The organism is Paracoccus sp. MA, from assembly GCF_020990385.1.
Lineage (GTDB): Bacteria > Pseudomonadota > Alphaproteobacteria > Rhodobacterales > Rhodobacteraceae > Paracoccus.
In genome coordinates, this window is sequence record NZ_CP087597.1 from 303,062 (window position 1) to 326,929 (window position 23,868).

The window sequence follows — 23,868 nt, forward strand, 5'->3', positions numbered from 1 at the left end:
TATCGTATGACAAGTGTCAATAGATATGATATTTGTCTTTCCGGAGGAACCCATGCTGACCGTCGAAACCCGTCAGGCTGTCCACCCCGACCTTGCCAAGACCATGGATACCCCCACCCTGCGCCGGCATTTCCTGGCCGATGGCATGTTTGTCGAAGGCCAGATTCGCCTGATCTATACCCATTACGACCGCTTCGTGATGGGCGGCGCCGTGCCGGCGGGCGGCAGTCTGGTGCTGGATGAGGTGGCCGAGACCCGCACGCCCTCTTTCCTGGACCGGCGCGAGATGGGCATCGTGAACATCGGCGCCACCGGCACCGTCTCGGCCTCAGGCCAGACCTGGACCCTGCAGCGCGGCGACGTGCTCTACCTGGGCATGGGTGCCGGCGCGGTCACTTTCGCGGGCGAGGGGCGCTTCTACATCACCTCCTGCCCCGCGCATCATGCTTATCCGCATCGGCTGGTGACGCTGGCCGACAGCAAGGAGGTCAAGCTGGGCGCGGCCGAAACCTCGAACAAGCGCACGATCAACCAGTTCATTCACCCGCTGGTGATGGAAAGCTGCCAGCTGATCCTGGGCTATACCTCACTCGAGGACGGTTCGGTCTGGAACACGATCCCGAGCCATATCCACGACCGCCGCATGGAGGCCTATCTGTATTTCGGCATGGACGAGAAATCCCGCGTCCTGCACCTGATGGGAGAGCCGCAAGAGACCCGGCACCTGTTCATCGGCAATGAGGAGGGCGCGATTTCGCCGCCCTGGTCGATCCATTCCGGGGCCGGGATCGGCTCCTATACCTTCATCTGGGCGATGGCCGGCGACAATGTCGACTATACCGACATGGACTTCATCCAGCCGGAGGATCTGCGGTGAATCCCTTTTCCTTGCAAGGACATAAGGCGCTGGTGACTGGCGCCAACACCGGGCTTGGCCAAGCGATCGCACTCGGGCTGGCGCGGGCCGGGGCCGAGGTGGTCTGCGCCGCCCGCCGCGACTGCGCCCAGACCCTGGCCCTGATTGCCGAGGGGGGCGGCACCGGATCCGAGCTGCGCATCGATTTTGCCGATCCGATGGCGGCGCGGGACCTGTTCGCGGGTGCGGACTACAGCATCCTGGTCAACAACGCCGGCATCATTCGCCGCGCCGATTCGCTCGATTTCACCGAGGCCGATTGGGACGACGTGATCGATGTGAACCTCAAGGCGTTGTTCTTCACCTGTCAGGCCTTCGCGCGTGAGGCGATGGCGCAGGGACGGGCGGGCAAGATCGTCAACATCGCCTCGCTGCTGTCCTTCCAGGGCGGGATCCGGGTGCCGAGCTATACCGCCTCGAAACATGGCGTTGCCGGGTTGACCAAGCTGATGGCGAATGAATGGGCGGCCCGGGGCATCAACGTGAACGCCATCGCCCCGGGCTATATCGAGACCAGCAACACCGAGGCGCTGCGGAACGACCCCGACCGCTCGCGCGCGATTCTCGAGCGCATTCCGGCCGGGCGCTGGGGCCGGCCCGAGGATATCGCCGGCACGGCGGTCTATTTGTGTTCGGAGGCGGCTGCTTATGTGCACGGTGCCGTGCTGAACGTCGATGGCGGCTGGCTGGCGCGATGATTCATCATACAAATCATATGATGAATCATTGACAACTTTATCGCCGCATGGTCTTTGGAGCGAAATCTTCCAGTCAGAGGAATTACCGACATGACTCCGAATGCGCTCAAGGCCAAGCTCGGCTCCGGTCTGCTGTCCTTTCCCGTCACCGCCTTCGACGCGGGGGGGCGCTTCGCTCCTGATCCCTATCGCGCGCATGTCGAATGGCTGGCAGGCTACAGGGCGCCGGTGCTGTTCGCCGCCGGCGGCACGGGCGAATTCTTTTCGCTGACCCCGCGAGAGGTGCCGGAGATCGTCGCCGCCGCGAAGGAGGTAGCGGGCGACACCGCCATCGTCTCCGGCTGCGGCTATGGCACCGAGATGGCGGTCGAGATCGCGCAATCGGTCCAGAAGATCGGCGCCGACGGCATCCTGCTTTTGCCGCATTACCTGATCGACGCCCCGCAAGAGGGGCTGTTCCAGCATGTCCGCAAGGTCTGCCAGTCGGTCGATTTCGGGGTGATGGTCTATAACCGCGACAATGCCGTGCTGCAGGCCGACACGCTGGCGCGGCTCTGCGACGAATGCCCGAACCTGATCGGCTTCAAGGACGGCACCGGCGACATCGGCCTGGTGCGCCAGATCACCGCCAAGATGGGCGACCGGCTGATGTATCTGGGCGGCATGCCCACGGCCGAGCTGTTCGCCGAGGCCTATCTGGGCGCGGGCTTCACCACCTATTCCTCGGCGGTGTTCAACTTCGTGCCGGGGCTGGCGAATGAATTCTACGCCTCGCTGCGCGCCGGCGAGCGCGACAATTGCGAGCGGATCCTGAACGAGTTCTTCTATCCCTTCATGGAGATCCGCAGCCGCGCCAAGGGCTATGCCGTTTCCGCCGTCAAGGCCGGGGTCCGTCTGCAGGGTTTCGACGCCGGGCCGGTGCGCTCGCCGCTGACGGACCTGACCGAACGCGACCAAGCCGATCTTGCCGCCCTGATCGCCCCCTGGAAACGCTGAGGCCGCCATGAGGATTGCCGCCGTCCGCACCCATCTGCTGGAACATCGGCTGGAGGTGCCGTTCGAAAGTGCCTCGATGCGCTTTGACCGCCGGGCGCATGTTCTGGTCGAGGTGGAATGCGACGACGGCACGGTGGGCTGGGGCGAATGCCTTGGCCCGGCGCGCCCGAACGCGGCAGTGGTCCAAGCCTATGCGGGCTGGCTGGTCGGACAGAATCCGCTGGAAACCGAAAGGCTTTGGGCGGTGCTTTACAATGCGTTGCGCGACCAGGGCCAGCGCGGGCTGGCGGTGACGGCGCTGTCAGGCATCGACATTGCGCTGTGGGACGTCAAGGGCAAGGTCCTGGGCCAGCCGGTCGCGGTCCTGCTGGGCGGGCGCTGGCGCGACCGCGTGCGCGCTTATGCCACCGGCAGTTTCAAGCGCGACGGCGTGGATCGGGTCGAGGACAATGCCGGCGAGATGGCCGAGCGTCGGGCGCAGGGTTTTCACGCCTGCAAGATCAAGATCGGCTTCGATGTGGCCGAGGATCTGCGCGTGATTCGCGCCGTGCGCGAGGCCATCGGCCCCGGGATGCGGCTGATGATCGACGCCAATCACGGCTATAGCGTCACCGAGGCGATCCGGCTGGGCCAGGCCGCCGCCGAATGCGGCATCGACTGGTTTGAAGAGCCGGTCGTGCCCGAACAGTTGTCGGCCTATCGCGCCGTGCGGGCAGGCCAGCCGATTCCGGTCGCCGGAGGCGAGACATGGCATTCCCGCTGGGGTATGTGGCCGGCCATCGAACAGCGGGCAGTGGACATCCTGCAGCCTGACCTCTGCGGCGCGGGCGGTTTCTCCGAGGTGCAGAAGATCGCCACCCTGGCCAGCCTGCATGGCGTGCGGGTGGTGCCGCATGTCTGGGGCACCGGCGTCCAGATCGCGGCGGCGCTGCAATTCATGGCGGCGATGGTGCCGGACCCGGTGCGCATGAATCCGGTCGAGCCGATCTTGGAATTCGACCGCACCCACAACCCCTTCCGCCAGGCCGTGCTGACTACGCCGATCGAGGCCCAGCAGGGTGTGGTGGCGATCCCCGACGGCCCCGGCCTCGGCATCGAGGTGAACCGCGACGCGCTCACCGAATTCCGCATGAGGGACGCATGATCACCCGCAAGCTGACCGGCGCCCCGCCTGCGCCGCCCTTTCCGCGTGGCGCGACGGATACGCAGATGCATATGTATCTGCCGGGCTTTCCCGCGCAGCCGGGCGGGCCCGGCCTGCCGCAGGATCCCTTGCCCGGCCCCGCGGCCTATCGCAGCGTCATGCGCTGGATGGGGCTGGACCGGGTCATCGTCACCCAGGGCAATGCGCATCAGCGCGACAACGCAAACCTTCTGGCCTGCCTGGAGGCGATGGGCGAATGTGCCTGGGGCGTGGCAGTCGTCACGCCCGAGATCACTCCGGCGCAGATCGCGGATCTCGCCGCGCGGCGCATCGTCGGCGCGCGCATCATGGATCTGCCCGGCGGGGCCGCGGGACTGGACCAGCTTGAGGCGGTCGATGCCATTGCCCATGACGCGGGATGGATGATTGCGGTGCAGTTCGACGGTTCGGACCTGCTGGATCACTTGCCGCGATTGCAGGCGCTGCGCTCGCGCTGGGTCTTCGACCACCACGGCAAGTTCTTTCGCGGCGTCACCCCGGACAGCGCCGAGATCGAGGCGGTGCTGCGGCTGATCGACCGCGGCAATTGCTGGTTCAAATTCGCCGGCGTCTATGAAAGCAGCCGCGAGAGCTGGCCCTATGCCGATGTGGCCGCATCCTCGCGCCGCATCGCGGCCCATGCGCCCGAGCGCATCGTCTGGGGGACCAACTGGCCGCATAACGGCGTCCGGAACAGCGCGGACTATCCCGACGAGGTGGCGCTGGCCGAACTGGTGTTGGGCTGGCTGCCCGAGGGGTGCCGCGACCGGGTCCTGGTGCGCAATCCCATCGACCTATATCGCCTGCCGCCCGTCTGATCACCCGGCCGGCCCGGCCTTGGCCATGGCGGCCAGCCGGGCAGCTTGGTCGGGCTCGTCCAGCGCGAGAAGCCGGCCGTGCCGGCTGCGCTCGACCCGACGCATGTGGTCGCGCGGCGACAGCCCCGTCATCCGCTTGAACATGCGCGAGAAATAATAGGGATCGGCATAGCCCAGTTCGGCCGCGGTGGCGCCGACTGACATCCCGGCCTCCAGGTGGTGCATCGCGCGCTCCATCCGCTGCTGTTCCTGATATTTGCGCGGCGTCAGGCCGATGCGCTTCTGGAATTCGCGCAGGAAATAATCGGCATTGTAGGGCGCGGCCTCGACCGCCTGGGCGGCGATGCCCTCGGCCACCGGATTGGCGGCGATCATGGTCGCGGCCTTCATCACCGCGAGATCCATCGCATCGGTGCCCGCCATCGGATAGGCGGCATCGCGGCGCCAGCGGATGAAGGCATCCTCGATGAAGGCGATCAGCAGCACCATGAACAGATGATGCTGCCCCAGCGTGACCGAGGCGGGCGGCGCGCTTTGCCGGTAGTGCCGCACCATCGGCTCCAGCAGCGACCAGCGCGACAGCCGCACCTGCGGGCGCAGTTCCATCTGCGTCAGCAGGTCGTGCCGGCCGTGCAGGCTCAGCGTGAAATGCTGCGCCACGCCGCGATAGATCTCGGGGCCTTCGTTCCAGCCCTGGAACCTTTGCCCGCGCGCGATCAGCATCGCATCGCCCGGCTGCATCAGCCGCGGCGCCCCGTCGATCAGGTAGCGGCCGCTGCCGGAAAGACAGATCACCAGATCGTCGACCGGGTTTTCCTTGTCGATGGACCAGGTGCTGGAATGCTCCATCTTGATGGCCGAGCGGGTCAGCGACAGCACCAGCGCCGAGGCCGGAATCGCCGCCAGGATACCACCTTCGATTTCGTCCATCTTTTTCTCCGGATCCGTCAATTCAATGTCGCAGGAAAATGCCGTCTAGTCACCCCTGACGCGAAAGCGTGCCGCATGCCGGGTTGGGAAGCCGCAGTCCGGGACGGGGCTTCCGGTCTTTGCCGCGGCTGGGACTAGGGGAGAAGAAATTGCCAGATACTTCCAGCATTTGCCGAGAGTGGTCGCAGGCGGGCGGCCGGACGGCAGGGCGGGCGTCATGAAGGGCCAGCGCGTTTTTGGTCTGGCCTATATGATGCCCTATATCATCGGCCTGCTGATCTTTACCGCGATTCCCTTCGTTGCGTCGTTGTATCTGGCCTTCACGAAATACGACCTGATGTCCGCGCCGCGATGGGTCGGCTTCGACAATTTCGAAAGGTTGTTCAGCCGCGACCGCACGTTCTGGAAGTCGCTGAATGTCACGTTGATCTATGTGTTCGCCACGGTGCCGCTGAAGCTGGCCTTCGCGCTGTTCATCGCGGCGATCCTGAACTACAAGCTGCGCTTCATCGGTTTTTTCCGCACCGCCTTCTACGTGCCCTCGATCCTGGGCGGCTCGATCGCCATCGCGGTGCTCTGGCGCTATATCTTCGCGACCGAGGGGCTGGCGAACATGGCGCTCGGGCTGATCGGCCTTGGCCCGGTGGACTGGTTCGGCGACCCCGGGAATGCGCTCTTCACCATCACGCTGCTGCGTTGCTGGCAATTCGGCTCGGCCATGGTGATCTTCCTGGCTGCCCTGCAAAGCATCGACCGCTCGCTTTACGAGGCCGCGGCCATCGACGGCGCCTCGAAGACCCGGGTCTTCTTCTCGATCACGCTGCCCCTGCTGACGCCGGTCATTTTCTTCAACCTCATCATGCAGATGGTCCAGGCGTTCCAGGAGTTCAACGGCCCCTATATCATCACCCAGGGCGGCCCGCTGAAATCGACCTATTTCCTGCCGCTCTACATCTATGACGAGGCTTTCAAGAAATTCAACATGGGCTACGCCTCGGCCATCGCCTGGGTGCTGTTCGCCATCATCATGGTGCTGACCCTGCTGGCGTTCTGGTCCTCGAAGAAGTGGGTCTATTACGCCGGCGACAAGCGGAGCTGAGGGGCGGTCATGGATATTGTTGCATTCAACGAATACCAGGCCGCGCGCCGCGCCCGGCTGCGCCTGATCTCGACCGCGCTGCGTTATGTGCTGCTGTTCGCAGTGGGGCTGGTGATGCTCTACCCGCTGATCTGGCTGGTCGGTGCCTCGTTCAAGACCAATTCCGAGATCTTCTCGGGCGCGGGTTTCGTTCCCCAGGACCCGACGCTGGACGGCTATGCGAAGGGCTGGCAGACCTCGACCCCCCACACTTTCGGGCGGTTCTTCTGGAACTCGTTTCTGATCATCCTGCCCAAGGTCATCGGCACGGCGATCAGCTGCACGATGGCGGCCTATGCCTTTGCGCGCTTCGATTTTCCGTTCAAGAAGCTGCTGTTTACCAGCGTCATCGCCATCCTGCTGCTGCCGAACGTGGTGACGCGCATCCCCCAATACATGCTGTTCCGCGACCTGGGCTGGCTCGACAGTTTCCTGCCGCTCTGGGTGCCCTCGGCAATGGCAGGCGATGCCTTCTTCGTCTTCATGCTGGTGCAGTTCCTGCGCTCGCTACCCGGCGACATGGAGGAAGCGGCGCGCGTGGACGGGGCGAATTCCTTGCAGACGCTGGTCTATATCGTGGTGCCGATGCTGGCGCCGGCGCTGATCTCGGTCTGCCTGTTTCAGTTCATGTGGACCATGAACGACTTCCTGGGCCCGCTGATCTATATCAGCTCGGTCGACAAATATCCGGTCAGCCTCGCGCTGAAACTTTCCATCGACACAACCGAAGCCTTCGAATGGAACCGCATCCTGGCGATGTCGGTCCTGACCATCGCGCCGGCGCTGATCATCTTCTTCGCCGCGCAGCGCTATTTCATCGAGGGCATCTCTTCCGGCGGGGTGAAGGGCTAATGGCACGCGTTCAGCTGAACAATCTGGAAAAGGTCTATGGCGGCGGCGTGAAGGCCGTGCATGGCATCAACCTCGACATCGCGGATGGCGAGTTCATGGTTTTCGTCGGCCCATCGGGCTGCGCGAAGTCGACCACCCTGCGCATGGTCGCCGGGCTTGAAGAGATCACCGGCGGCGAGGTTGTGATCGGCGACACCCGCGTGAACGATCTGCCGCCCGGCAAGCGCTCCATTGCCATGGTGTTCCAGAACTATGCGCTTTACCCGCATATGAAGGTGCGCGGCAACCTGGCCTTTGGCCTCAAGATCGCCGGCAAGCCCAAGCCCGAGATCGAGGCGGCCATCGCCGATGTCGCCCGCATCCTGGAGATCGAGCCGCTGCTGGACCGGCTGCCCAAGCAGCTGTCGGGCGGGCAGGCGCAACGCGTCGCCCTGGGCCGGGCGCTGATCAAGAAGCCGGGCGTGTTCCTGTTTGACGAGCCCCTGTCGAACCTCGACGCCAAGCTGCGGGCCAGCATGCGGGTGCGGATCACCGACCTGCACCGGCGGCTCAAGGCCGAGGGCCTTTCCTCGACGGTGATCTACGTGACCCACGACCAGACCGAGGCGATGACCATGGGCGACCGCATCTGCGTGATGCAGGCCGGGCGGATCATGCAGGTCGCGACCCCGAAGGCGCTTTACACCCGCCCGGCGAACCTGTTCGTCGCGGGTTTCATCGGCAGCCCCGAGATGAACCTGATCGACGGCCATCTGGAGGGCAGCGATTTCGTCATCGGCACCCAGCGCCTGGCGCTTGGACCCGAGGTGGCCGTGCGGCTTTCGGAACGGCCCGCCGATGCGGTTCTGGGCATCCGCCCGCAGCATCTGGCGCTGGCCGAAACCGGGCTTGCGGCGCGGCTGACCAATGCCGAATTCATGGGCCACGAGGTCTATCTGCACGCCGACCTCGAGGGGCGGAAGCTGGTCGCCGTGATCGGCGTTGCCGAGTACGAACGGCTGGGCCAGTCGGACCGCGTCCATCTGCGCCCCGCGCCCGAGCATACCCACATCTTCAACAAGGACGACGGCCGTAACGTCTCGCTGCGGGAGGGCAGCATCGCGGCCTGACCCCGATCCGAGGAGGACCACATGAGATTGAACCGATTTGCTGCCGCGCTGACCTGCACCGCACTGGTCTCGGGCCAAGCCGTGATGGCGGATGAGCTGCGCATGTCCTGGTGGGGCGGTGACAGCCGACATGTCGCGACCCAGGCCGCGCTGCAGGCCTGCGGCGCCAAGCACGGCCACAGGATCAAGGGGGAATTCACCGGCTTCGACGGTTACCTGGAAAAGCTGACCACACAGATGGCCGGCGGGACCGAGGCCGACATCCTGCAGGTCAACTGGCCCTGGCTGCCGCTGTTTTCCCGCAACGGCACCGGCTTCGCCGACCTGCGCCAGTTTCCGGCCCTGGACCTGAGCCAGTACACCGAGGATGAACTCGCCTCGGCCTCGATGAACGGCGTGGTGCAGGGCATCCCGGTTTCGACCACCGGGCGGGTGTTCCTGTTCAACACCACCACCTTCGAAAAGGCCGGCGTGCCGCTGCCGAAGACCTGGGGCGAGTTGATGGCCGCGACGCCGGTCATCAAGGAAAAGCTGGGGCAGGACACCTTCACCTTCAACGCGGTCAAGGAAACCGCGCAGCTTCTGGTCACGCTGGTCGTGGTGCAGAAGACCGGCAAGGACCTGGTCGATCCCGCGACCAACCGCGTCGCCTGGACCTCCGAGGAACTGGCCGACGGCATCGGCTTCCTGGGCCGTCTGGTCGAGATCGGCGCGATCAAGTCGCAAAAGGAAGAGGCCTCCGAGGGCAATGTCAACCTGTTCGAGAAACCGCAATGGGCGGCGGGCAAGATTGCCGGCTCCTATGAATGGGACAGCACCTGGTCGAAATACGCCGACCCGCTGCAGGACGGGCAGGTGCTGAAATCGGTGCCGATGCTGCGCATCGACGGGGCGGTGACCGACGGCGTCTATCGCAAGCCGTCGATGCTGCTGGCGATCTCGAAGAACTCCAAGCATCCCGAGGCGGCGGCGCAGATCCTGAACTGCCTGGTCAACGAGCCCGAAGGCGTCCTGGCGCTGGACGACAGCCGCGGCCTGCCGGCCTCGAAGGCGGCGCAGGCGCTGCTGCAAGGCAAGGGCGATCCGAATGTCGCCGCGGCCAATGCGATCGCCATGGCGGCGAGCGGCCCGACCATCTCGCCCTTCAACGAGCATCCCGAGGTGCGGGGCAATTTCATTGATACCCTGGAAGAATATGCCTATGGCCAGATCGACGCGCTGGATGCCGCGCAGCAGATCATCGACGGCACCAACGACGTCCTGGTTGAATACGACTGACGCCTGATAACTGACGCTGCGCTTGCCCGCCGCAAGCGTTCCCGCTTCAGCGGCCATCCACAGGAAGACCATGATACCCGTTGTTCTGACCGTCACGCCGCGCTGCGCGGCGCTGCGGCTGGCTGTTGCCGGCGCGCTTTACAATCTGCCCGAACCGCGCGGCTGGCGGCTGTCGGGCGGTGATGTCCCGCGGGTCGGGCGCACCGACCGGGCGGTGCTGGTGTTGGACGCGCTGACCCCCGGCCGCGACTGGCGGCTGGAGGTCGAGGGTTTCGCGCCGGTCGCTTTCGCAACCCCGCCCTGTGCCGGGACGGTGGCGCCGGATCTTTTGCCGGCGTCGGGCCTTGCGGACCTGGGCGCGGCGCGGGCCAATGCCCGGGCTCTGCAATCCGCCATCGCGGCGCTGCCGCCGGGCGGCACGGTGGTCCTGCCGCCCGGCGATTGGCTCGCCACGCCGGTGGCGCTGCGGTCGGATATGATCCTGCATCTCTCGGCCGGGGCGGTGCTGCGTGCGCCCTCGGATCGCACGGACTGGCCGGTCCTGCCCGCGCGGGCGCCGGACGGCCGCATGCTCGGCAGTTGGGAGGGTTTGCCCGCCGCCTGTTTCAAGGCGCCGCTGCACGCCGTCGCAGCCGAGCGGCTGGTGATCGAGGGGCCCGGCACGCTGGACGGCTCGGGCGGGCAGGGCGATTGGTGGTCCTGGCCCAAGGACACCCGCGGCGGAGCCCGCCGTCCGCGCGGGCTGCATCTGGTCGATTGCCGGGACGTCACGCTGCTGGGCTTCACCCTGCGCAATGCACCCAGCTGGAGCCTGCATCCGCAAGGCTGCCAGAGGCTGTCCGCCTTTGGCCTGGCGATCGAGGCGCCGGCCGACAGTCCCAATACCGACGGGTTCAACCCCGAAATGTGCCGCGACGTGCGGATCGAGGGCGTCCGCTTTTCCGTCGGCGACGATTGCATCGCGGTCAAGGCCGGCAAGCGCGGCGATGCGGGCGAGGCCGACCACCTCTCCGAGACGCGCGGCGTCACCATCCGCCATTGCCTGATGGAGCGCGGCCATGGCGGGCTGGTCATCGGCTCGGAAATGTCGGGCGGCGTGCATGAGGTGCTGGTCGAGGATTGCGCCATGATCGGCACCGACCGCGGCCTGCGGCTGAAGACCCGGCGCGGGCGCGGGGGGGCGGTCACCGACATCACCTTCCGCCGGGTGCGGATGCAAGGGGTCGAGACCGCGCTGGCCGCGAATGCGCATTATTTCTGCGACCACGACGGCCATGCCGACTGGGTGCAAAGCCGCGCACCCGCCCCGGTCACCGAACGGACGCCGCTGATCGACGGCATCACCATTGAGGATGTCGAGGTCCAGGGCCTGGCCCATGCCGCCGGCTGCTTTCTGGGCCTGCCCGAAGCGCCGATCCGCAATATCCGAATCCGCAACCTGCGCATCCTGTCGCTTGACCCCGAGGCGTGCGCGACCTCTCCGATCATGGCCGACCGGGTTCGCGCCATGCGCCATGCCGGGATCAGCGCCGAGGCGGCGCAGATCGATTGCGACGATCCCGCCCTGATCGATCCCACCCCCATCACCCTTTCCCCAGATGAGCCAGAACGATGAGCCTTTCCGCCTATTTCGACCGTTTCGCCACGGCTTACCAGCCCTACAAGGGTGGGCCCTGGTGCTATGAGGACGGCTGCATCTATCGCGGCTTGCAGCTTCTGGCCGAGGCAACCGGCGAGGAGCGCTGGACCGCGCATCTGCACCGTTTGATCGATGCCCAGATCGCGCCGGACGGCGCGCTGCAGGGCTTCGCGGCCGAGGATTTCAACATAGACAACATCCTTGCCGGCCGGGTGCTGTTTCCGTTGGCCCGCCAGACCGGCGATGCACGCTACATGGCGGCGGCGCGACATCTGATCGGACAGCTGGATCGGCAACCGCGCATCCCGGCCGGCAATTACTGGCACAAGCAGCGCTATCCGCATCAGCTCTGGCTGGACGGGCTTTATATGGGCCTGCCGTTCCAGATCGAATATGCGCAGGCCACCGGGGAAAGCCCCCGGATCACCGATGCGCTGCTGCAATTCGCCACCGCGCTGGTGCTGACGGCGGTGCCGGGCGGGCTTTACGCGCATGGCTATGACGACAGCCGGACCCAGGCCTGGGCCGATCCGGTCACCGGCCGGTCTTCGGCGGTCTGGGCGCGGGCAATGGGCTGGCTGGCCATGGCGCTGGTCGACGTGCTGGCGATTCTGCCGCACGACGCGGCCACTGCCAGCCTGCATGGGCGCTGCGTGGCGATGCTGCGGGCGCTGGCGAACCGGCAGGCCGGGTCGGGTCTTTGGCCGCAGGTGCTGGACCAGCCCGAGTTGGGCGGGAATTACGAGGAGAGCTCGGCCTCGGCCATGTTCGCCTATGCCTTCCTGCGCGCCGCGCGGCTCGGGCTGGTCGCGGGTGCCGAGTCCGAGTGTCTGCGCCAGGCGGGGCTGCGCGCGCTGGCCGCGCTCGAACTGCGGGTTGCACCCGTGGACGGCCGCCCGCAGCTGACCGGCATCTGCCATGTCGCAGGGCTCGGCGGCTTTTCGGGCCGTTATCGCGACGGCTCGCCCGGCTATTACCTCACCGAAGCGGTGGTGGCCGATGATGCCAAGGGCGTCGGGCCGCTGATGATGGCTGCGGCCGAGGCAGCGCGGCTTATTCGCAAGGGTCAAGCCCCATTGATCCTCAAAGCCGGAACATGACGGCCGCGGCGGGAGCGAGGGCCGAAAGAAAGGCTCTGGCGCATCTGTCCTAGCGGGTTGCGATCCGGCGCCACTCCCCCGATCTGTTGAACTTGATCTGGATCCGGTTTCGGCGTCTGGGCCCGCGTCTGTCGTATCGGATAGCCTTGCCGCCCGGTCTGCCAGAAGTCATGTCGCGGCAGGCCGGGCCGTTCGGCATGGCCGCGGCTCCGTTGTCGTTGCTGGCATGTTCTGCCGCCATGTTGGCCCCAAAAATCCCAGCCCGAGGCAACCCGCCCTGTCGCCTGTGGTCCGCGGAAGGGAGCGCCCTGCCGCTGCAAGTCCGAGCCGGGCAAGCGGCGCTGCAAGCTTCACGGCGGCAGAAACGCCAGGCAGATCGCCGGCGAAACGGACCAGCGGCAGGAGCCAGGTGCATGACATGCTGGAGCGGCGTTGCTGCATTCCGCCTCGCTCCTGATTTCCCGTCTTGTCCCGGAAGGGCGGTGAACAAGCCCATAGGGGGCGATGCAAGCGCAGCAGCACGCGGTGAGCCTGTGCGTGAGCAGGTGACGCGCGAAGCCCTATGCTGCCATTCTCCCAGCTTGGGCGCGAAATTGCAGACATACTAGGATTCGCGGCGTAGCAGTTCCCGACCTCGGCGGGCATGGACTTGGCTTCGAAGCGTATCGAGGGTTGCGGCATGTGCAATGCGCGCGACAAACATCCTCTTTGCCGCGGGTGTCCCGGCATCCAAACCCCGTTCCATGACGTTCCTCTCTGGCAGGAGCAATCGGAGCGAACAACCATGACAGAGGAACGGGACGAGCGGGCCGCGGCGGCAAGAGGGCTGATGGGCAGGTGCCCGCATTGCGGCAAGGGCCGGCTGTTCAAGGGATATCTGACCATCGTGCAAGAGTGCGACTTATGCGGCGAACCGTTGGGGCTCTATCGGGCCGCAGATGGTCCGGCTTTCTTCACCATGACCATCATGCTCCTGCTGCTGATCCCGATGATCGGCTTCACCTGGGCGATCTATCGGCCAGACCCGGTGACGCTGCTGATCGTGGTGGGGGTGGCGATGACCCTGCTGACCTTGATCATTCTGCGCCTCGTGAAGGGGGCGTTCGTCGGCTATTTGTGGGCCAAGCATGAGCAGGACAGAGGCGCTTGACCCTGCGCTGGCCCGGGACCGCCCCTGCGGACCGATGTCCGCAGGGGCGTCGCCTCACCCGAGCAGCCAATAGGCGGCAGCGGCAATGGCGCCAAAGCCGGCGAGCATGATGCACCAGTTCAGCAGCACAGCCTTGCCGGACTGGACCTGTCCGGTTGCGGGCGGCTCTGCGGGCTCAGGCGGTGCAACGCCGGTCTTTGGATTTTCGGCAAACGGCGTCCGGCGTGCCGCCGGTTCGTCTTCATGGGAATTCATCTGTCGTCCTCGTGAACGCAAGGGTCATGATCTGCCAGCCCGGAATCGGTGGCAGAGCGATGTCAGGCGGTCATGCGAAAGGACGGCGGCGCGCGGGCCCAGGGAACCAGCGCGCCGGCGCACAGACCGATTTGCGGGTGATCGGCGAAGGCGAGCGCCGCCGCTATGCGCGGCAGTGGCGGTGGGGGCTCCGACGGCGGCAGCGCAGCTGCGGCCAGCGGGCGGATCTGCACCGCATCCTTGCGGGCGATCAGGTCGCGTCCATGGATCGCCGTCAGGGCCAGGGTCGGTTTGCTCAGTTGCTGGGACTGGCTGGCCGCCGCGGTGACTTGTGGTCCGGGCAACATGACGACCAGCAGAACCAGCAGCAGGGCCAGCCATAGCCTCGCCGCATGCGATGGGATCGCCGTCTGAGGAGCCTGTGCGTCCGTCATGCTTCGACTGATCCACATACCCGGCCGGGACACAAGGCTTCGGCTCGCCTCTCGCGACGAAATCGCAGCGGGTTGCGATGCACCGCTGCCGCAAGAAGCCGGGCTGCCCTTCTGTCGATCCGACGGCCGAGATTCGCGGAATCGCAGGATGATTGCTGCCAAAAGCAGGCAATCCCGGGCTTGCTGACTGGGCTTTTGTGGCCTTTGCAAAAGCTCCATGGAGCGGTCTGCGCGCCGCGGTCGGCAGGGGAAGGGAGCTCAAAGACGGCAAAGCAGCTACCCGTGCGCATCTCGATCAATGTCCGCGAGGCGGAGGGGATGGGGAAGCTCAGGGCGTAGTCGGCTCCATCTGGTCACCCGCGACCGCGGTTCACAATGGCGGGGCTTGTGATGGGATTTGCCTGAGCCTTAGATTTTCTGAAATGAAATCAATGTAGTGTGGCGGAGAGGGTGGGATTGCAACTTTTCAACATGACGCCTTCCTAGCGACTTGAATTTGCTTTAAATATTTCCGAGCCCCGATTGGGACGCCCGAGAAATCGGTTGTATTGGGTCACATATTGGGTCACAAATTGGCGCACGTCAACTATTGAACTTTGCATGACGGCAGGCATGATCCAGGCATGAAAAAGCTGACCCCCATCCTTCGCGGCGATACCTACTATATCCGAATGAGGGTGCCGAAGCGCTACGCTTCGATTGATTCCAGAACATTCGTCAAGCTGTCGCTCGCGACCGACAGCATGGAGGTTGCGCGCCGCAAGGCACCCGAGGTCTGGGCTCAGATGATCGAGGCGTGGGAAGCAAAGCTGGACGGCCAAGTAGAGGATGGCGACGCGAGGATGAGGGCGGCGCGCAACCTCGCAAAGAGGCGCGGCTATCGCTACCTCGATGCGGCTGACGTTGCCCGACTCCCTGTCGCGGAAATCGTGGCTCGCGCCAAATCCGTGGTGGACAAGCGCGGCCGGCTGGACATGAAGGAAGCCGACGCAGCGCTGGGGCTCGTCCCCGTCCCGACTGTAACAGTGTCCGAGGCCGTCGATGAATTTTACAATGTCGCCGGTGATCGCGTTCTCGGGAAGAGCCCGGATCAACTGCGGCGACACCGGGCGCCACGGCTGAAGGCGACGAAGAACTGGATCGCCGCAGTTGGCGACAAGAACCTGGCGGACGTGACCACCGACGATTGGTTCCGTTTTCGCGCCGCCCTGCTGGCTGATGTGGCGGCCGGGAAATACCTCTCGGCCAGCGCTAACAAGGACATTACCTATCTGAACGCGATGTGGACGGCTATCGCGCAGGTCAAGCAGATTCCGTTAACCTATTCCGTGAAGGGCGTTCCGCTTAAGGACTCGAAGGCCAAGAAGCGCACCAGGCTTCCCTTTGCCGATGACTGGATCAGGGAAAAGATCCTGGCGCCGGGGGCATTGGACGGGCTGAACGCCGACGCGCGCTATATTCTGCTCGGCATGGTGAACACCGGCTATCGCCCGAGCGAAGGGGCCGGCCTGCTCCCCGAAGAAATCAAGCTGGAAGGGAAGGTTCCGCATATCCTGATCCAGCCGAACAGGAACCGGGCGCTGAAGAACGAGCATTCGGAGCGTTATATCCCGCTGACCGGCATCAGCCTGGATGCGTTCAAGGCAATGAAGAACGGATTTCCGCGCTATGCCGCAAACAGTGCGGGCCTGAGCGCTGTGGTCAATAAGTTCCTGACCGAGAACAAGCTGCTCGAAACGCCAGCGCATTCACTCTACGGCCTGCGGCATTCGTTCGAGGATCGGATGCTGATGGGCGGCGTGGACGAGCGCATCCGGCGCGATCTGATGGGCCACGGGCTGAAGCGCGAGAAATACGGCAAAGGCGGCGATATGGAGTTCGTTCACGGCCTGATGCTGCCTCTGGCGCTTTAGCCCCCGCGCCGGGCGCGTAACGTCTCTTGCAGGTTGATGAGGCCGGCGACGCCGGCCGCTTCGGCCGCGATGTGCTGTTCGCAGCCCATCAGGATTTTCTCGATCTCACGGGCATCGCCGCCGGCGGCGCGGGCGATGGTGCGACCCAGCATGGTTGCCAGGCCCTCGATCATGGCGGCCGCGCGATCCGCATCGTTGGTTTTCACCGCTGCAGCGATCTCTGGCGCGCAGACCGCCACCAGACGGTCAAAGAAATCAGCCATCAGTTCGCCTTCCTGGCCTGTGCCAGCGCACGGGCGCGGGCGATAGGATCATCCATGCGCCGGGCCGCCAGATCGGCACGAGCCGCCAGCAATTCGGCGTCCAGCCGCTCGAAGATAGGCAGAGCGGCAATGTCCTGCTCCACCACGCGAGCCAGGATCAGATGCGCCCGTTCCAGATCGGCGATGAAGGCCGGGCTGATCCGCTGGCTGGTTCCGTCAAGGGGCATTATTCGCCTCCATGTCCGGTGCGGCGGGCGGCGGCTTTGGCGAGATAGTAGGGCCACCACAGCGCCCGCACCTGCTGGCCCGAGGCGCAGAGGTCGGCGCGCCGCGGCGCTTCCTCGGCCGGGCCCTGCCAGGTGCTGCGGCCGATCTCGACGGTGGTGAACTTTTCCTCCATCAGAACGCCTCCATCTTCACGACTTCGGCCGTGGCGACCGCATCGCAATCGCGAATGGCCTGTTCGGCCGTCATCGCCCGGGGCAGGGCGATGATGGTGGACCGATCCATCCCGGTCACGATCAGCGCGTCACCGGCGCTGGTGCTGCGGACGCTCTGCGCCATGGAGATGTTCGCCGCGCGCTCGCCATCAGGCGAGACGATGAACAGGTTGCCGGCGATGAAGATGCATTTCAGCATGTCGGTATCCTTGCTTGTCGCTCTGGATGCCGGCCCCGCAGGGCCGGTGACCGGAACGTCAAAAGGGGAGTTCGTCTCGGGGATCGGGCTTGCCATCGAGGGCGATGCGCTCAACCTCGACGCGGCGGTGGCAAGCGACGGCCTCCATCACGAAGAACAGCGTGCCGGGATTCATCCGGGCAAGCCTTGCAGCTTCGCCCTCGGCGGCCTCCCGCGTGCCGTGCATCGCGCTCGCCGGGCCATCGCCTTTGACCATCCAGAACTTGGCGGGGTGGCTCATGCTTCCGGCGCACCCATCAGGACCGGCAGGTTGGTCGCGGCCCGGGCGGTCTCGATCGCTTCCCGCGCCGCGTCGCGCAGCGCGACATCGGCGTTGTAGAGCGAGACGATGAACTTCACGCTGTCGCCCGACTTGCGGTAGCGGAAGCGCACCGGGAGCCGGTAGAGTGCGCCTTCCTCGAACACCGGGATCGCGATCATAAACAGGTTCGGGATGCGCAGCGGGGCGCCGTCCATTTCGCGGTGTTCGTTCAGGAACTGGACCTGGGATTCGCCTGTGTCGCGGTTCGTCGTCACCTGCAGGTGACCGGTTTCGTAGACTTGGAAGCTGCGCGACAGCTGCACCAGCGCGGCATACTGGCCGAACCGGCCCTGCACCTTCGCGGCAATGTCGGCCATGCGGGCTTCCCAGGTCTCGGGCTCGCCTTTGCCTTGACCAAGCAGATAGGGCGTCGGGTCCAGCAGGTCTTTCGCGTTGGCCTCGATGAACTCGCCGAACTCGTCTTTGCCCAGCGGCTTGTCGTGGATCGCGTTCCACAGCTTCCATTCCTGCGACAGGGGGAAGTCATAGGTGGCGCGGTGCTTGCAGGCGTTGGCCAGCGGGTCGCGGGTGGCGTGATCCACGACCGGGGCGCCCTCGCCGTGATAGTCGATCACCGCCGTCAGCTTCGGCGCGGGGTGGACCTGGGCGAAGATTGTGGATTCCTCTCCCGAAAAGCGGTTCACCCATGCAATGAAGCTGTCCAGATCGGCCAGCCGCGCCGTGCCGGTGCGGCGCAGCGGCTTCAGCCGTTCCAGAGTCTGGACATGATGCGCGGTCAGGTCTTTGACCTCCAGCCCCGCGGGCACAGCCACGATGGTCGGGGCGGTCAGTTCCTGGCCCTCATAGGGCTCCGAAATGGTCTGCACATGCCCCAGCTCCTTCATCGTCTCGATGATCGACTCGGCGATGTTCTTCTGTTCCGTGACTTCCATGCTGTGATCCCTTATTCAGCGTTGCGGATTTGGAGTTCGCGCCGACCTTCACCGGCGTCGCGGATTTCCATGCGGCTTTGAGCCGGGTTGTGGGTGGTGACGCCGCCGGTGCCGGTCATCCAGCCGACAGCCTTGTGCTTCGGCGGCTTGGGCCCGACGATCTTGTCTTCGATCACCAGTTCGATCTGTCCGAAGCGGTCGCATTTCTGGGTGATCTTGACCGTGATCGAGGACGTGGCGGCGGTGGCATAGTCCTGCGCATGCTGCCGCATCTCGATATTGTTCGCTTCGATCCGGTCGAGCAGATCGGGCAGGTAGTCGCCGCCATCGGCCAGCCCAAGAAGCTGGTCTATGGAGCGCAGGACAGGGGAAGTGCTGGACACAAGGTTCTCCTTTCGGGATGGAGCCCGGCCGAGGGCCGGGCAAGGGGTTATTCCGGCAGGGCGCCAGAGGCGCGCAGTTGGTCGGCCAGCGCCCTGTCCCCGTCGCGCTCGGCCTTCTTGATCGCGGCGGCGCGGTGATACGGGTTCATGTCGGCCATCTGGACCTTGGTGCCGTCGCTGCGGGTCCAGACCCCGGAACCGGCCGCCACCGGCGCCTCCGCAGGCTTCTGCTGCGAATAGGGCCAGGTCAGGGCGGGGCCGGCCGGCTTGTCGCCGCGACCGCTCATTGCGCGCCCCTTGCAAAGTCCTGGTAGGATTTCAGCATCTGGGCGTGCCGGTCGGGCGCGTGCTTCTTGATCTGGGCGAGCTGACCATCGTGCAGGTCCAGAACCTCCTGCAGCGACATGCCATCGTTCATCTCGTCCGAGATCAGGGCATCGACATGCTCGATGAACTGATCAAACCCCTCGGGCGCCGGCTCGGCCTTGCTGTCGGTCTCGGCGCTCATGTCCAGCGCGCCCTGCGAGGCGTCTTGCTGCCCGCCCCGTGGCCCCCCTTCGGAGTAGGGGGTGCTGTCGGTGCGGGCCGCCTGCTTGCGGCGCGTCGCCGGCGCCGAGGCCTTCTCACGGTCCTGCGGCATGGTTTGCTGCCCGGCGCGCTGATCCTCGACCTGCTGGACCTCGCCCGTCTCCGGGTCGTGGTCGATCATCTGCCCCGAAAGATCGCTGTCGTATTCCGGTTGGGCATCGAGGCCGGCGGTCGGGTTCATGGCAAAGCCCATGTAATCCGCGCGGGCGCCATCGGCTTCCAGACCGTCACGGAACTCGGTGGACAGGGGCAGGAACTTCGCCAGGGCGCGGATGGCGGTCTTCTGCGCCATCTCGTCCTCATGCGTCGCCCAGGGGCTGTTGATCGGCTTGTTGTATTGCTCGGCGGTGCGAACCGCGGCCTGCCAGCCTTGCGATCCGTCCCGTATCTTCATCACCTTCGCCCAGGGCAAGACGACATAGGCGTGGCCACCGTCGCGGAACTTGGCGATGGCATAGGCATGTAGCTTCTGGCCTTCTTGCGCGCCGGCGCGGTGGCGCAGCCGGGATTCCGTGCCTTCCTCGTATTCCCAGAGGCCGCCGGTGGCTTCGTCGTCGCTGTAGTGAATGCCGGCGGCAATCGACGTGATGTGGCCCGACCTGCGCGCCAAGTCGATATAGCCCTTGTATCCGATGATCAGCTGGACATTGGTTTCCACCACCTCCCAGCGTCCGGTTTTCTTGTTCTTCTCCTTGCGATCGAACGGGATCAGGTAGGCGTGGCCGAGAACAGTATTAGGCTCCAACCCCAGGCTGGCGCACTGCATCATAGCGCCTAGCAGCGAGAGCGGGTTGCACTCGCCCAGCTTCGGGGTGACGCGCAACGCGTTCGCCATGAGGCGCATCATCCGCTCGGGTTTCATGTGGGCCGCGGCGACGGCGGCCAGCTGGCCCTTGGCCTGGTCGTTGACCAGCATTTCGCGGACGTTGGTAACTTGCCGCAGGGGCCGCTTGGCGGCCGGAAGGGTAGGCGCGTTCATCAGGCGATGCTCCTTTCCTCGGTGAAGATGACGCCGGGGATCTCGTTCACCCCTTCGGCGCTGCGGCGCTCGGCCTCGGCCATGCGAACCATCAGCTCGCGCATGGCCTGGCCGTAGCGCTCATGGTCGCGGAACCAGCCGAACGCCTTGTTCATGTTTTCGATGGTAGCGACGTAGCTGGTGCGGACCGCCATCGTCCGCCCCCCGCCGGTGGCCGATTTCACCTGTGTCTTGGTTTCCTTGGCCGCGGACCTCGCCATCTTCTCGGCATCCTTCGCCGCAGCCTCGGCCTCGGCCTGGCCGAACACGTCACCGCGTTCCTCGGCCTGAGCTTTCAGGCGCTCGGCTTCCTCTGCCGCCTTCCGAGCTTCCTCAGCCCGTCTGGCTTTCTCCAGCCGCTCGGCCTCGGCCTTGGCTTCGGCGAAGGCCAGCAGCTTCGCTTTGACCGGCCCGACGATCTTCGAGAGCGGATCGGTCAGCCGCTTAAAGGCCACGTCCACGGCTTTGGCCCGCGCGTCGTGAGGTGCCTTCTGCACCTTGCGCTCGGCCTCGGCTTCCTTCTCGACCTTGCGGACCTGCGCCAGGAAGTCGTTCGCCTTCTGGGCCTGTTCCTCGTTCTCGATCTTGGGCAGCTTGATCCAGTCGGCGCCGGCATCGGCGATCTCGCGGGCGCGCTGCTCGAGCGGCTGATACGCCGCCAGGTCGAAGGGCAGATCGGGCGGCGGGTTGTTGTGACCGGGGCCGGCCTGTGGGCTATCGTCCAGCATCAGGCCCGATCCCCCAGCAGCGCGTTGATCTGCTTGATGTGCAGCTCGATCAAGTCGCCGGGACAGATATCGCGCTGATTACTGTCGTTGCGGCGCATGCTGTAGGGCAGATCCATCCTGATCTTCGGGTGCTGGTATTCGCGCAGCGCCTCGAGGATCGACCGCGTCTGCTGAAGCATGTTCGACAAGCGGTTCAACAGCGCGTTGCTGTCGGTGATGAGACTTTCCATCTTGGCGCAGGCTTGAAGGTGCTGCTGAACCGTGCGGTTGTCGTCCAATGTGACCTCCTGTCAGGGACGGATTGGGGCCATGGCCCCCAGATCGACGGCGACATGTGTGGCCGCCATCTCGGAGAAGCGTTCACGGACTCCCGTGAGCGCGTCGTATTCGGATTCGGAAATCGGCCGGGCGTAGGCCCAGACGTGCATCGGATCGACCGGGCGGCCGTTCGCGATGGCCCGCAGTTCCTCGGGCGCGGTCAGCTCGCCGGTTTCGGGGTCGATGGGCTGCTCCAGCCAGATCGCCACGGGCACGAACGGGCCGCCCCGGACCATGCGGCGCTTGTAGTAGCCGGGCATCGGTTCGTCCTCGAACCGGGGCACCCGCTCGCCGGCGACGCTGCGACGCCACCAGGAGTAGGCGGCATCCAGGTCGGAGGGCTGACGGATCATGCCGCCTCCCAGCCGCGGCAGAAGGCCGGCACATCGCGCATGGAATAGTCGGCACCCTCGGTAGGGTCCGATCCCTCGCAGAAGATGTAGAAGCCGTGCCGCTCGGCGCGCACCGGCTCGCGGTGCAGGAAATTCGCCTCGCTGGGATGCAGGATCACGGCCCGCCCCTCGGGCAGGTTCTCGAAATCGGTCCTCATGCGGGCCTCCTTTCGATCACGGGGCTTCCCACCAGGCGCCGCGCCTCTCGGATGCCGCGCAGCTTTTCGCGTGCCGTCGAGATCTGCGCCGGGGTCCACACCCGGCCGGCGTCATGATCCTGGCGCATCTGAACGAACAGCGGGTCGTTGCACTCGCGGTTCATCACGCCGAGATAGATCGACTGGTTCCGGTTTTCCTGCTGCGCACCGGCGCGGCGGCTGGTCAGCCGCATGCGCTGCGCCTTGGCGCGCTGTTCCGGGCTTGAGGCAAAGCTGCCCCGGCCCTTGCATTCGTAGCAGCGACCCCAGGTCACGCTGCCGGTGCCCCCGCATTTTTCGCAAACGAACCGCTTCTTGGTGGCCATCACTGCCCCCAGACCATGCCGGCCGCGCCGCGGATCAGCATTGCAACGAGGGTCGGGCCCATGATCACGGTGCCGAAGATGACCACGCACCAGATGGCGCCGCCGCCGATCTTGATCCACAGATCGCGGGCCCGCTCTTCCTCTGCGTCGAGGGCTTGTTCCAGCCACTCGGCCTGGCGGTGGTCGATCCAGTCGCCGGACCGCTTCAGGTAGGCGCAGGCCTCGCGAAGCCGCGCCCGGCTACGCGCCGAGCGCGACCGCAGCAGAGCGGGATAGCGAACCGTTTCACGGGCCGCGTGCAGCTCAGGGTGAAGGAAATCGGATGTTGTGCTGGTGTGCATCGTTGCGCTCCCAAGGCATGTGCCGTTAGGAATCGTTGTAGCTGCAATCGCTACAATGCGCAACGCCTATTGTAGCTATGATAGCTACAACTGAGGTGATAATATGCGCGCGACGGACTGTCGCGTGGCAGGAGGCGCAACAATTGCGGAGAGAATCAGGGGTGCGGCTAGAGTTTCGTGAATCGGTGAGCTGCTGCGCCGACTGCGCCGACGCATGCCGGCCAATCCAGCCACCTGAGCGGCTGATCGAGAATCGCAACGAGGAATTGCCGGTCGCCGCCGATGGCCACGGCCAGCACCACAGTCAGGGCGGCGAGGCAGCCACCGAACAAGGCGGCTGCGACAACCTTCTCGATGCCGCTCATTGGGTTACTCCTTTATCTTTCCTCGGCGGATTATCGCTCAAAACGCCTAGACCGGCGTAATCTGTTCACCTATTGTTCCCTCAGGGAAGGACTGCTGCATATGACGGACGACATGGCTACCGAAGGCTTCAAACTGCTGCCGACAACACAGAAGCAAGCGCTGCTTGTCATTGTCCGCGGTCTTTTTGACCGCCAAGAAGATTCCGAACAATCGTCCGAATCACGGTCCGATTCTCTTGTGAAAGCTTCCGATACATCTGCTCGAATTCCAGATCGTCCTCGCTCTCGGGCAAGGGATGTCCCGTGATCTGGGATATCGCTACGGCTTCCTCGCCGCGAACCCGCCGACTGCCGGTCATCTTGTGGACCATGGAGCGGTCATAGGTTCCCAGCCCTTCCACGCGGCTTAGCGCATCCGCAAGGGCTTGTTGGGTCATATTTGCCGCTTCCAATGCATCGCGCACCCATTGGTTCATGGGCGATGCCGGTCGGCTCTTGTATTTTGCTATTCCAGCCATGGCCGATTTGTAGCGCATGCGGCTACAAGTGTCAGTTGCCAAAATAGCTACAATGCCCGTTGCCCATTGTAGCCGTCATCGCTACAATGGCGACATGGAACCTGCTCAATCTATCATCAGAACATTCGG

Annotated in this window: 33 protein-coding genes and 1 pseudogene; 13 read left to right on the top strand and 21 right to left on the bottom strand. The window is 65.1% G+C overall.

Annotated elements, in window-relative coordinates; translation table 11 throughout:
* The first annotated feature begins 52 nt into the window (after positions 1-52).
* The 5 genes from kduI (at position 53) to LOS78_RS01565 (ending at position 4,611) form a co-directional block, all read left to right on the top strand.
* A complete protein-coding gene (gene kduI, locus LOS78_RS01545) occupies positions 53-877 on the top strand; it encodes a 5-dehydro-4-deoxy-D-glucuronate isomerase (protein ID WP_028716291.1) in 825 nt (274 codons plus the stop codon).
* Positions 874-1,614, top strand: a complete 741-nt coding sequence (gene kduD, locus LOS78_RS01550) for a 2-dehydro-3-deoxy-D-gluconate 5-dehydrogenase KduD (protein WP_230376570.1) — start codon at positions 874-876, stop codon at positions 1,612-1,614. Before kduI ends, kduD begins: the two co-directional genes overlap by 4 nt.
* 90 nt (positions 1,615-1,704) lie before the next feature.
* A complete protein-coding gene (kdgD, locus tag LOS78_RS01555; protein WP_230376571.1) occupies positions 1,705-2,610 on the top strand; it encodes a 5-dehydro-4-deoxyglucarate dehydratase in 906 nt (301 codons plus the stop codon).
* 7 nt (positions 2,611-2,617) lie between these two features.
* Entirely contained in the window at positions 2,618-3,754 is a 1,137-nt protein-coding gene (locus tag LOS78_RS01560) for a mandelate racemase/muconate lactonizing enzyme family protein (RefSeq protein ID WP_230376572.1), read from the top strand.
* The gene (locus LOS78_RS01565; protein ID WP_230376573.1) at positions 3,751-4,611 is read left to right on the top strand and encodes an amidohydrolase family protein; all 861 of its coding nucleotides are present in this window, start codon (positions 3,751-3,753) and stop codon (positions 4,609-4,611) included. Before LOS78_RS01560 ends, LOS78_RS01565 begins: the two co-directional genes overlap by 4 nt.
* Here the strand turns inward: LOS78_RS01565 and LOS78_RS01570 are convergent, their stop codons facing one another.
* The gene (locus tag LOS78_RS01570; RefSeq protein ID WP_230376574.1) at positions 4,612-5,541 is read right to left on the bottom strand and encodes a helix-turn-helix domain-containing protein; all 930 of its coding nucleotides are present in this window, start codon (positions 5,539-5,541) and stop codon (positions 4,612-4,614) included.
* Between the two features lie 217 nt (positions 5,542-5,758).
* On the opposite strand from LOS78_RS01570, the gene LOS78_RS01575 reads away from it, so the two are divergent.
* The 6 genes from LOS78_RS01575 to LOS78_RS01600 all read left to right on the top strand — a co-directional run bounded on the left by LOS78_RS01575 (position 5,759) and on the right by LOS78_RS01600 (position 12,657).
* Entirely contained in the window at positions 5,759-6,640 is an 882-nt protein-coding gene (locus LOS78_RS01575; RefSeq protein WP_028716297.1) for a carbohydrate ABC transporter permease, read from the top strand.
* A 9-nt stretch (positions 6,641-6,649) separates the two neighbouring features.
* Positions 6,650-7,531, top strand: a complete 882-nt coding sequence (locus LOS78_RS01580) for a carbohydrate ABC transporter permease (RefSeq protein WP_230376575.1) — start codon at positions 6,650-6,652, stop codon at positions 7,529-7,531.
* Positions 7,531-8,640: an ABC transporter ATP-binding protein gene (locus tag LOS78_RS01585; RefSeq protein WP_230376576.1), complete on the top strand. Its 1,110-nt coding sequence runs from the start codon at positions 7,531-7,533 to the stop codon at positions 8,638-8,640. Before LOS78_RS01580 ends, LOS78_RS01585 begins: the two co-directional genes overlap by 1 nt.
* A 21-nt stretch (positions 8,641-8,661) precedes the next feature.
* Positions 8,662-9,918 (top strand): ABC transporter substrate-binding protein, encoded by a 1,257-nt coding sequence (locus LOS78_RS01590; protein WP_230376577.1) that lies wholly within the window; start codon positions 8,662-8,664, stop codon positions 9,916-9,918.
* A 70-nt stretch (positions 9,919-9,988) separates the two neighbouring features.
* A complete protein-coding gene (locus LOS78_RS01595) occupies positions 9,989-11,533 on the top strand; it encodes a glycoside hydrolase family 28 protein (RefSeq protein WP_230376578.1) in 1,545 nt (514 codons plus the stop codon).
* Positions 11,530-12,657 carry a glycoside hydrolase family 105 protein gene (locus LOS78_RS01600; protein WP_230376579.1) on the top strand — a complete coding sequence of 376 codons (1,128 nt, stop codon included), beginning with the start codon at positions 11,530-11,532 and terminating at the stop codon, positions 12,655-12,657. Before LOS78_RS01595 ends, LOS78_RS01600 begins: the two co-directional genes overlap by 4 nt.
* On the opposite strand, the pseudogene LOS78_RS01605 reads toward LOS78_RS01600, so the two are convergent.
* Positions 12,641-12,805, bottom strand: a pseudogene (locus LOS78_RS01605) (IS5/IS1182 family transposase); the annotation flags it as partial. The gene LOS78_RS01600 and the pseudogene LOS78_RS01605 overlap by 17 nt on opposite strands.
* Positions 12,806-13,336: 531 nt before the next feature.
* On the opposite strand from LOS78_RS01605, the gene LOS78_RS01610 reads away from it, so the two are divergent.
* A complete protein-coding gene (locus LOS78_RS01610) occupies positions 13,337-13,807 on the top strand; it encodes a DUF983 domain-containing protein (RefSeq protein WP_230376580.1) in 471 nt (156 codons plus the stop codon).
* Between the two features lie 54 nt (positions 13,808-13,861).
* On the opposite strand, the gene LOS78_RS01615 is transcribed toward LOS78_RS01610, so the two are convergent.
* Together LOS78_RS01615 and LOS78_RS01620 are read right to left on the bottom strand one after the other, a co-directional pair.
* On the bottom strand, positions 13,862-14,062 hold the full coding sequence (locus LOS78_RS01615) for a hypothetical protein (RefSeq protein WP_230376581.1): 201 nt from the start codon (positions 14,060-14,062) through the stop codon (positions 13,862-13,864).
* Between the two features lie 62 nt (positions 14,063-14,124).
* The gene (locus tag LOS78_RS01620; protein ID WP_230376582.1) at positions 14,125-14,496 is read right to left on the bottom strand and encodes a hypothetical protein; all 372 of its coding nucleotides are present in this window, start codon (positions 14,494-14,496) and stop codon (positions 14,125-14,127) included.
* A 623-nt stretch (positions 14,497-15,119) separates the two neighbouring features.
* On the opposite strand from LOS78_RS01620, the gene LOS78_RS01625 reads away from it, so the two are divergent.
* The gene (locus tag LOS78_RS01625; RefSeq protein WP_230376583.1) at positions 15,120-16,409 is read left to right on the top strand and encodes a DUF6538 domain-containing protein; all 1,290 of its coding nucleotides are present in this window, start codon (positions 15,120-15,122) and stop codon (positions 16,407-16,409) included.
* Here the strand turns inward: LOS78_RS01625 and LOS78_RS01630 are convergent.
* From LOS78_RS01630 to LOS78_RS01710, 17 genes are all read right to left on the bottom strand, one after another.
* A complete protein-coding gene (locus LOS78_RS01630) occupies positions 16,406-16,672 on the bottom strand; it encodes a hypothetical protein (RefSeq protein ID WP_230376584.1) in 267 nt (88 codons plus the stop codon). The two genes, LOS78_RS01625 and LOS78_RS01630, sit on opposite strands and share 4 nt — an antisense overlap.
* Positions 16,672-16,899: a hypothetical protein gene (locus LOS78_RS01635; protein ID WP_230376585.1), complete on the bottom strand. Its 228-nt coding sequence runs from the start codon at positions 16,897-16,899 to the stop codon at positions 16,672-16,674. The genes LOS78_RS01630 and LOS78_RS01635 overlap by 1 nt, the downstream gene beginning before the upstream one ends.
* Positions 16,899-17,072, bottom strand: coding sequence for a hypothetical protein (locus tag LOS78_RS01640; protein WP_230376586.1), 174 nt, complete (start codon positions 17,070-17,072; stop codon positions 16,899-16,901). The genes LOS78_RS01635 and LOS78_RS01640 overlap by 1 nt, the downstream gene beginning before the upstream one ends.
* Entirely contained in the window at positions 17,072-17,311 is a 240-nt protein-coding gene (locus tag LOS78_RS01645; protein WP_230376587.1) for a hypothetical protein, read from the bottom strand. The genes LOS78_RS01640 and LOS78_RS01645 overlap by 1 nt, the downstream gene beginning before the upstream one ends.
* A 58-nt stretch (positions 17,312-17,369) precedes the next feature.
* Positions 17,370-17,591: a hypothetical protein gene (locus tag LOS78_RS01650; RefSeq protein ID WP_230376588.1), complete on the bottom strand. Its 222-nt coding sequence runs from the start codon at positions 17,589-17,591 to the stop codon at positions 17,370-17,372.
* A complete protein-coding gene (locus tag LOS78_RS01655; RefSeq protein WP_230376589.1) occupies positions 17,588-18,565 on the bottom strand; it encodes a DUF2303 family protein in 978 nt (325 codons plus the stop codon). The genes LOS78_RS01650 and LOS78_RS01655 overlap by 4 nt, the downstream gene beginning before the upstream one ends.
* A gap of 11 nt (positions 18,566-18,576) precedes the next feature.
* On the bottom strand, positions 18,577-18,948 hold the full coding sequence (locus tag LOS78_RS01660; RefSeq protein ID WP_230376590.1) for a hypothetical protein: 372 nt from the start codon (positions 18,946-18,948) through the stop codon (positions 18,577-18,579).
* Between the two features lie 47 nt (positions 18,949-18,995).
* Positions 18,996-19,235 (bottom strand): hypothetical protein, encoded by a 240-nt coding sequence (locus LOS78_RS01665; RefSeq protein WP_230376591.1) that lies wholly within the window; start codon positions 19,233-19,235, stop codon positions 18,996-18,998.
* On the bottom strand, positions 19,232-20,515 hold the full coding sequence (locus tag LOS78_RS01670) for a recombinase RecT (RefSeq protein ID WP_230376592.1): 1,284 nt from the start codon (positions 20,513-20,515) through the stop codon (positions 19,232-19,234). The genes LOS78_RS01665 and LOS78_RS01670 overlap by 4 nt, the downstream gene beginning before the upstream one ends.
* Positions 20,515-21,282, bottom strand: a complete 768-nt coding sequence (locus LOS78_RS01675; RefSeq protein ID WP_230376593.1) for a hypothetical protein — start codon at positions 21,280-21,282, stop codon at positions 20,515-20,517. The genes LOS78_RS01670 and LOS78_RS01675 overlap by 1 nt, the downstream gene beginning before the upstream one ends.
* Positions 21,282-21,560: a hypothetical protein gene (locus tag LOS78_RS01680; protein ID WP_230376594.1), complete on the bottom strand. Its 279-nt coding sequence runs from the start codon at positions 21,558-21,560 to the stop codon at positions 21,282-21,284. The genes LOS78_RS01675 and LOS78_RS01680 overlap by 1 nt, the downstream gene beginning before the upstream one ends.
* A 12-nt stretch (positions 21,561-21,572) precedes the next feature.
* Positions 21,573-21,953 carry a hypothetical protein gene (locus LOS78_RS01685; protein WP_230376595.1) on the bottom strand — a complete coding sequence of 127 codons (381 nt, stop codon included), beginning with the start codon at positions 21,951-21,953 and terminating at the stop codon, positions 21,573-21,575.
* On the bottom strand, positions 21,950-22,150 hold the full coding sequence (locus LOS78_RS01690; protein WP_230376596.1) for a hypothetical protein: 201 nt from the start codon (positions 22,148-22,150) through the stop codon (positions 21,950-21,952). Before LOS78_RS01690 ends, LOS78_RS01685 begins: the two co-directional genes overlap by 4 nt.
* Positions 22,147-22,383: a hypothetical protein gene (locus LOS78_RS01695; protein WP_230376597.1), complete on the bottom strand. Its 237-nt coding sequence runs from the start codon at positions 22,381-22,383 to the stop codon at positions 22,147-22,149. Before LOS78_RS01695 ends, LOS78_RS01690 begins: the two co-directional genes overlap by 4 nt.
* 131 nt (positions 22,384-22,514) lie before the next feature.
* On the bottom strand, positions 22,515-22,856 hold the full coding sequence (locus LOS78_RS01700; RefSeq protein WP_230376598.1) for a hypothetical protein: 342 nt from the start codon (positions 22,854-22,856) through the stop codon (positions 22,515-22,517).
* Between the two features lie 167 nt (positions 22,857-23,023).
* Positions 23,024-23,221 carry a hypothetical protein gene (locus LOS78_RS01705; protein WP_230376599.1) on the bottom strand — a complete coding sequence of 66 codons (198 nt, stop codon included), beginning with the start codon at positions 23,219-23,221 and terminating at the stop codon, positions 23,024-23,026.
* A gap of 167 nt (positions 23,222-23,388) precedes the next feature.
* Positions 23,389-23,757 (bottom strand): hypothetical protein, encoded by a 369-nt coding sequence (locus LOS78_RS01710; RefSeq protein ID WP_230376600.1) that lies wholly within the window; start codon positions 23,755-23,757, stop codon positions 23,389-23,391.
* Positions 23,758-23,868: the final 111 nt, after the last annotated feature.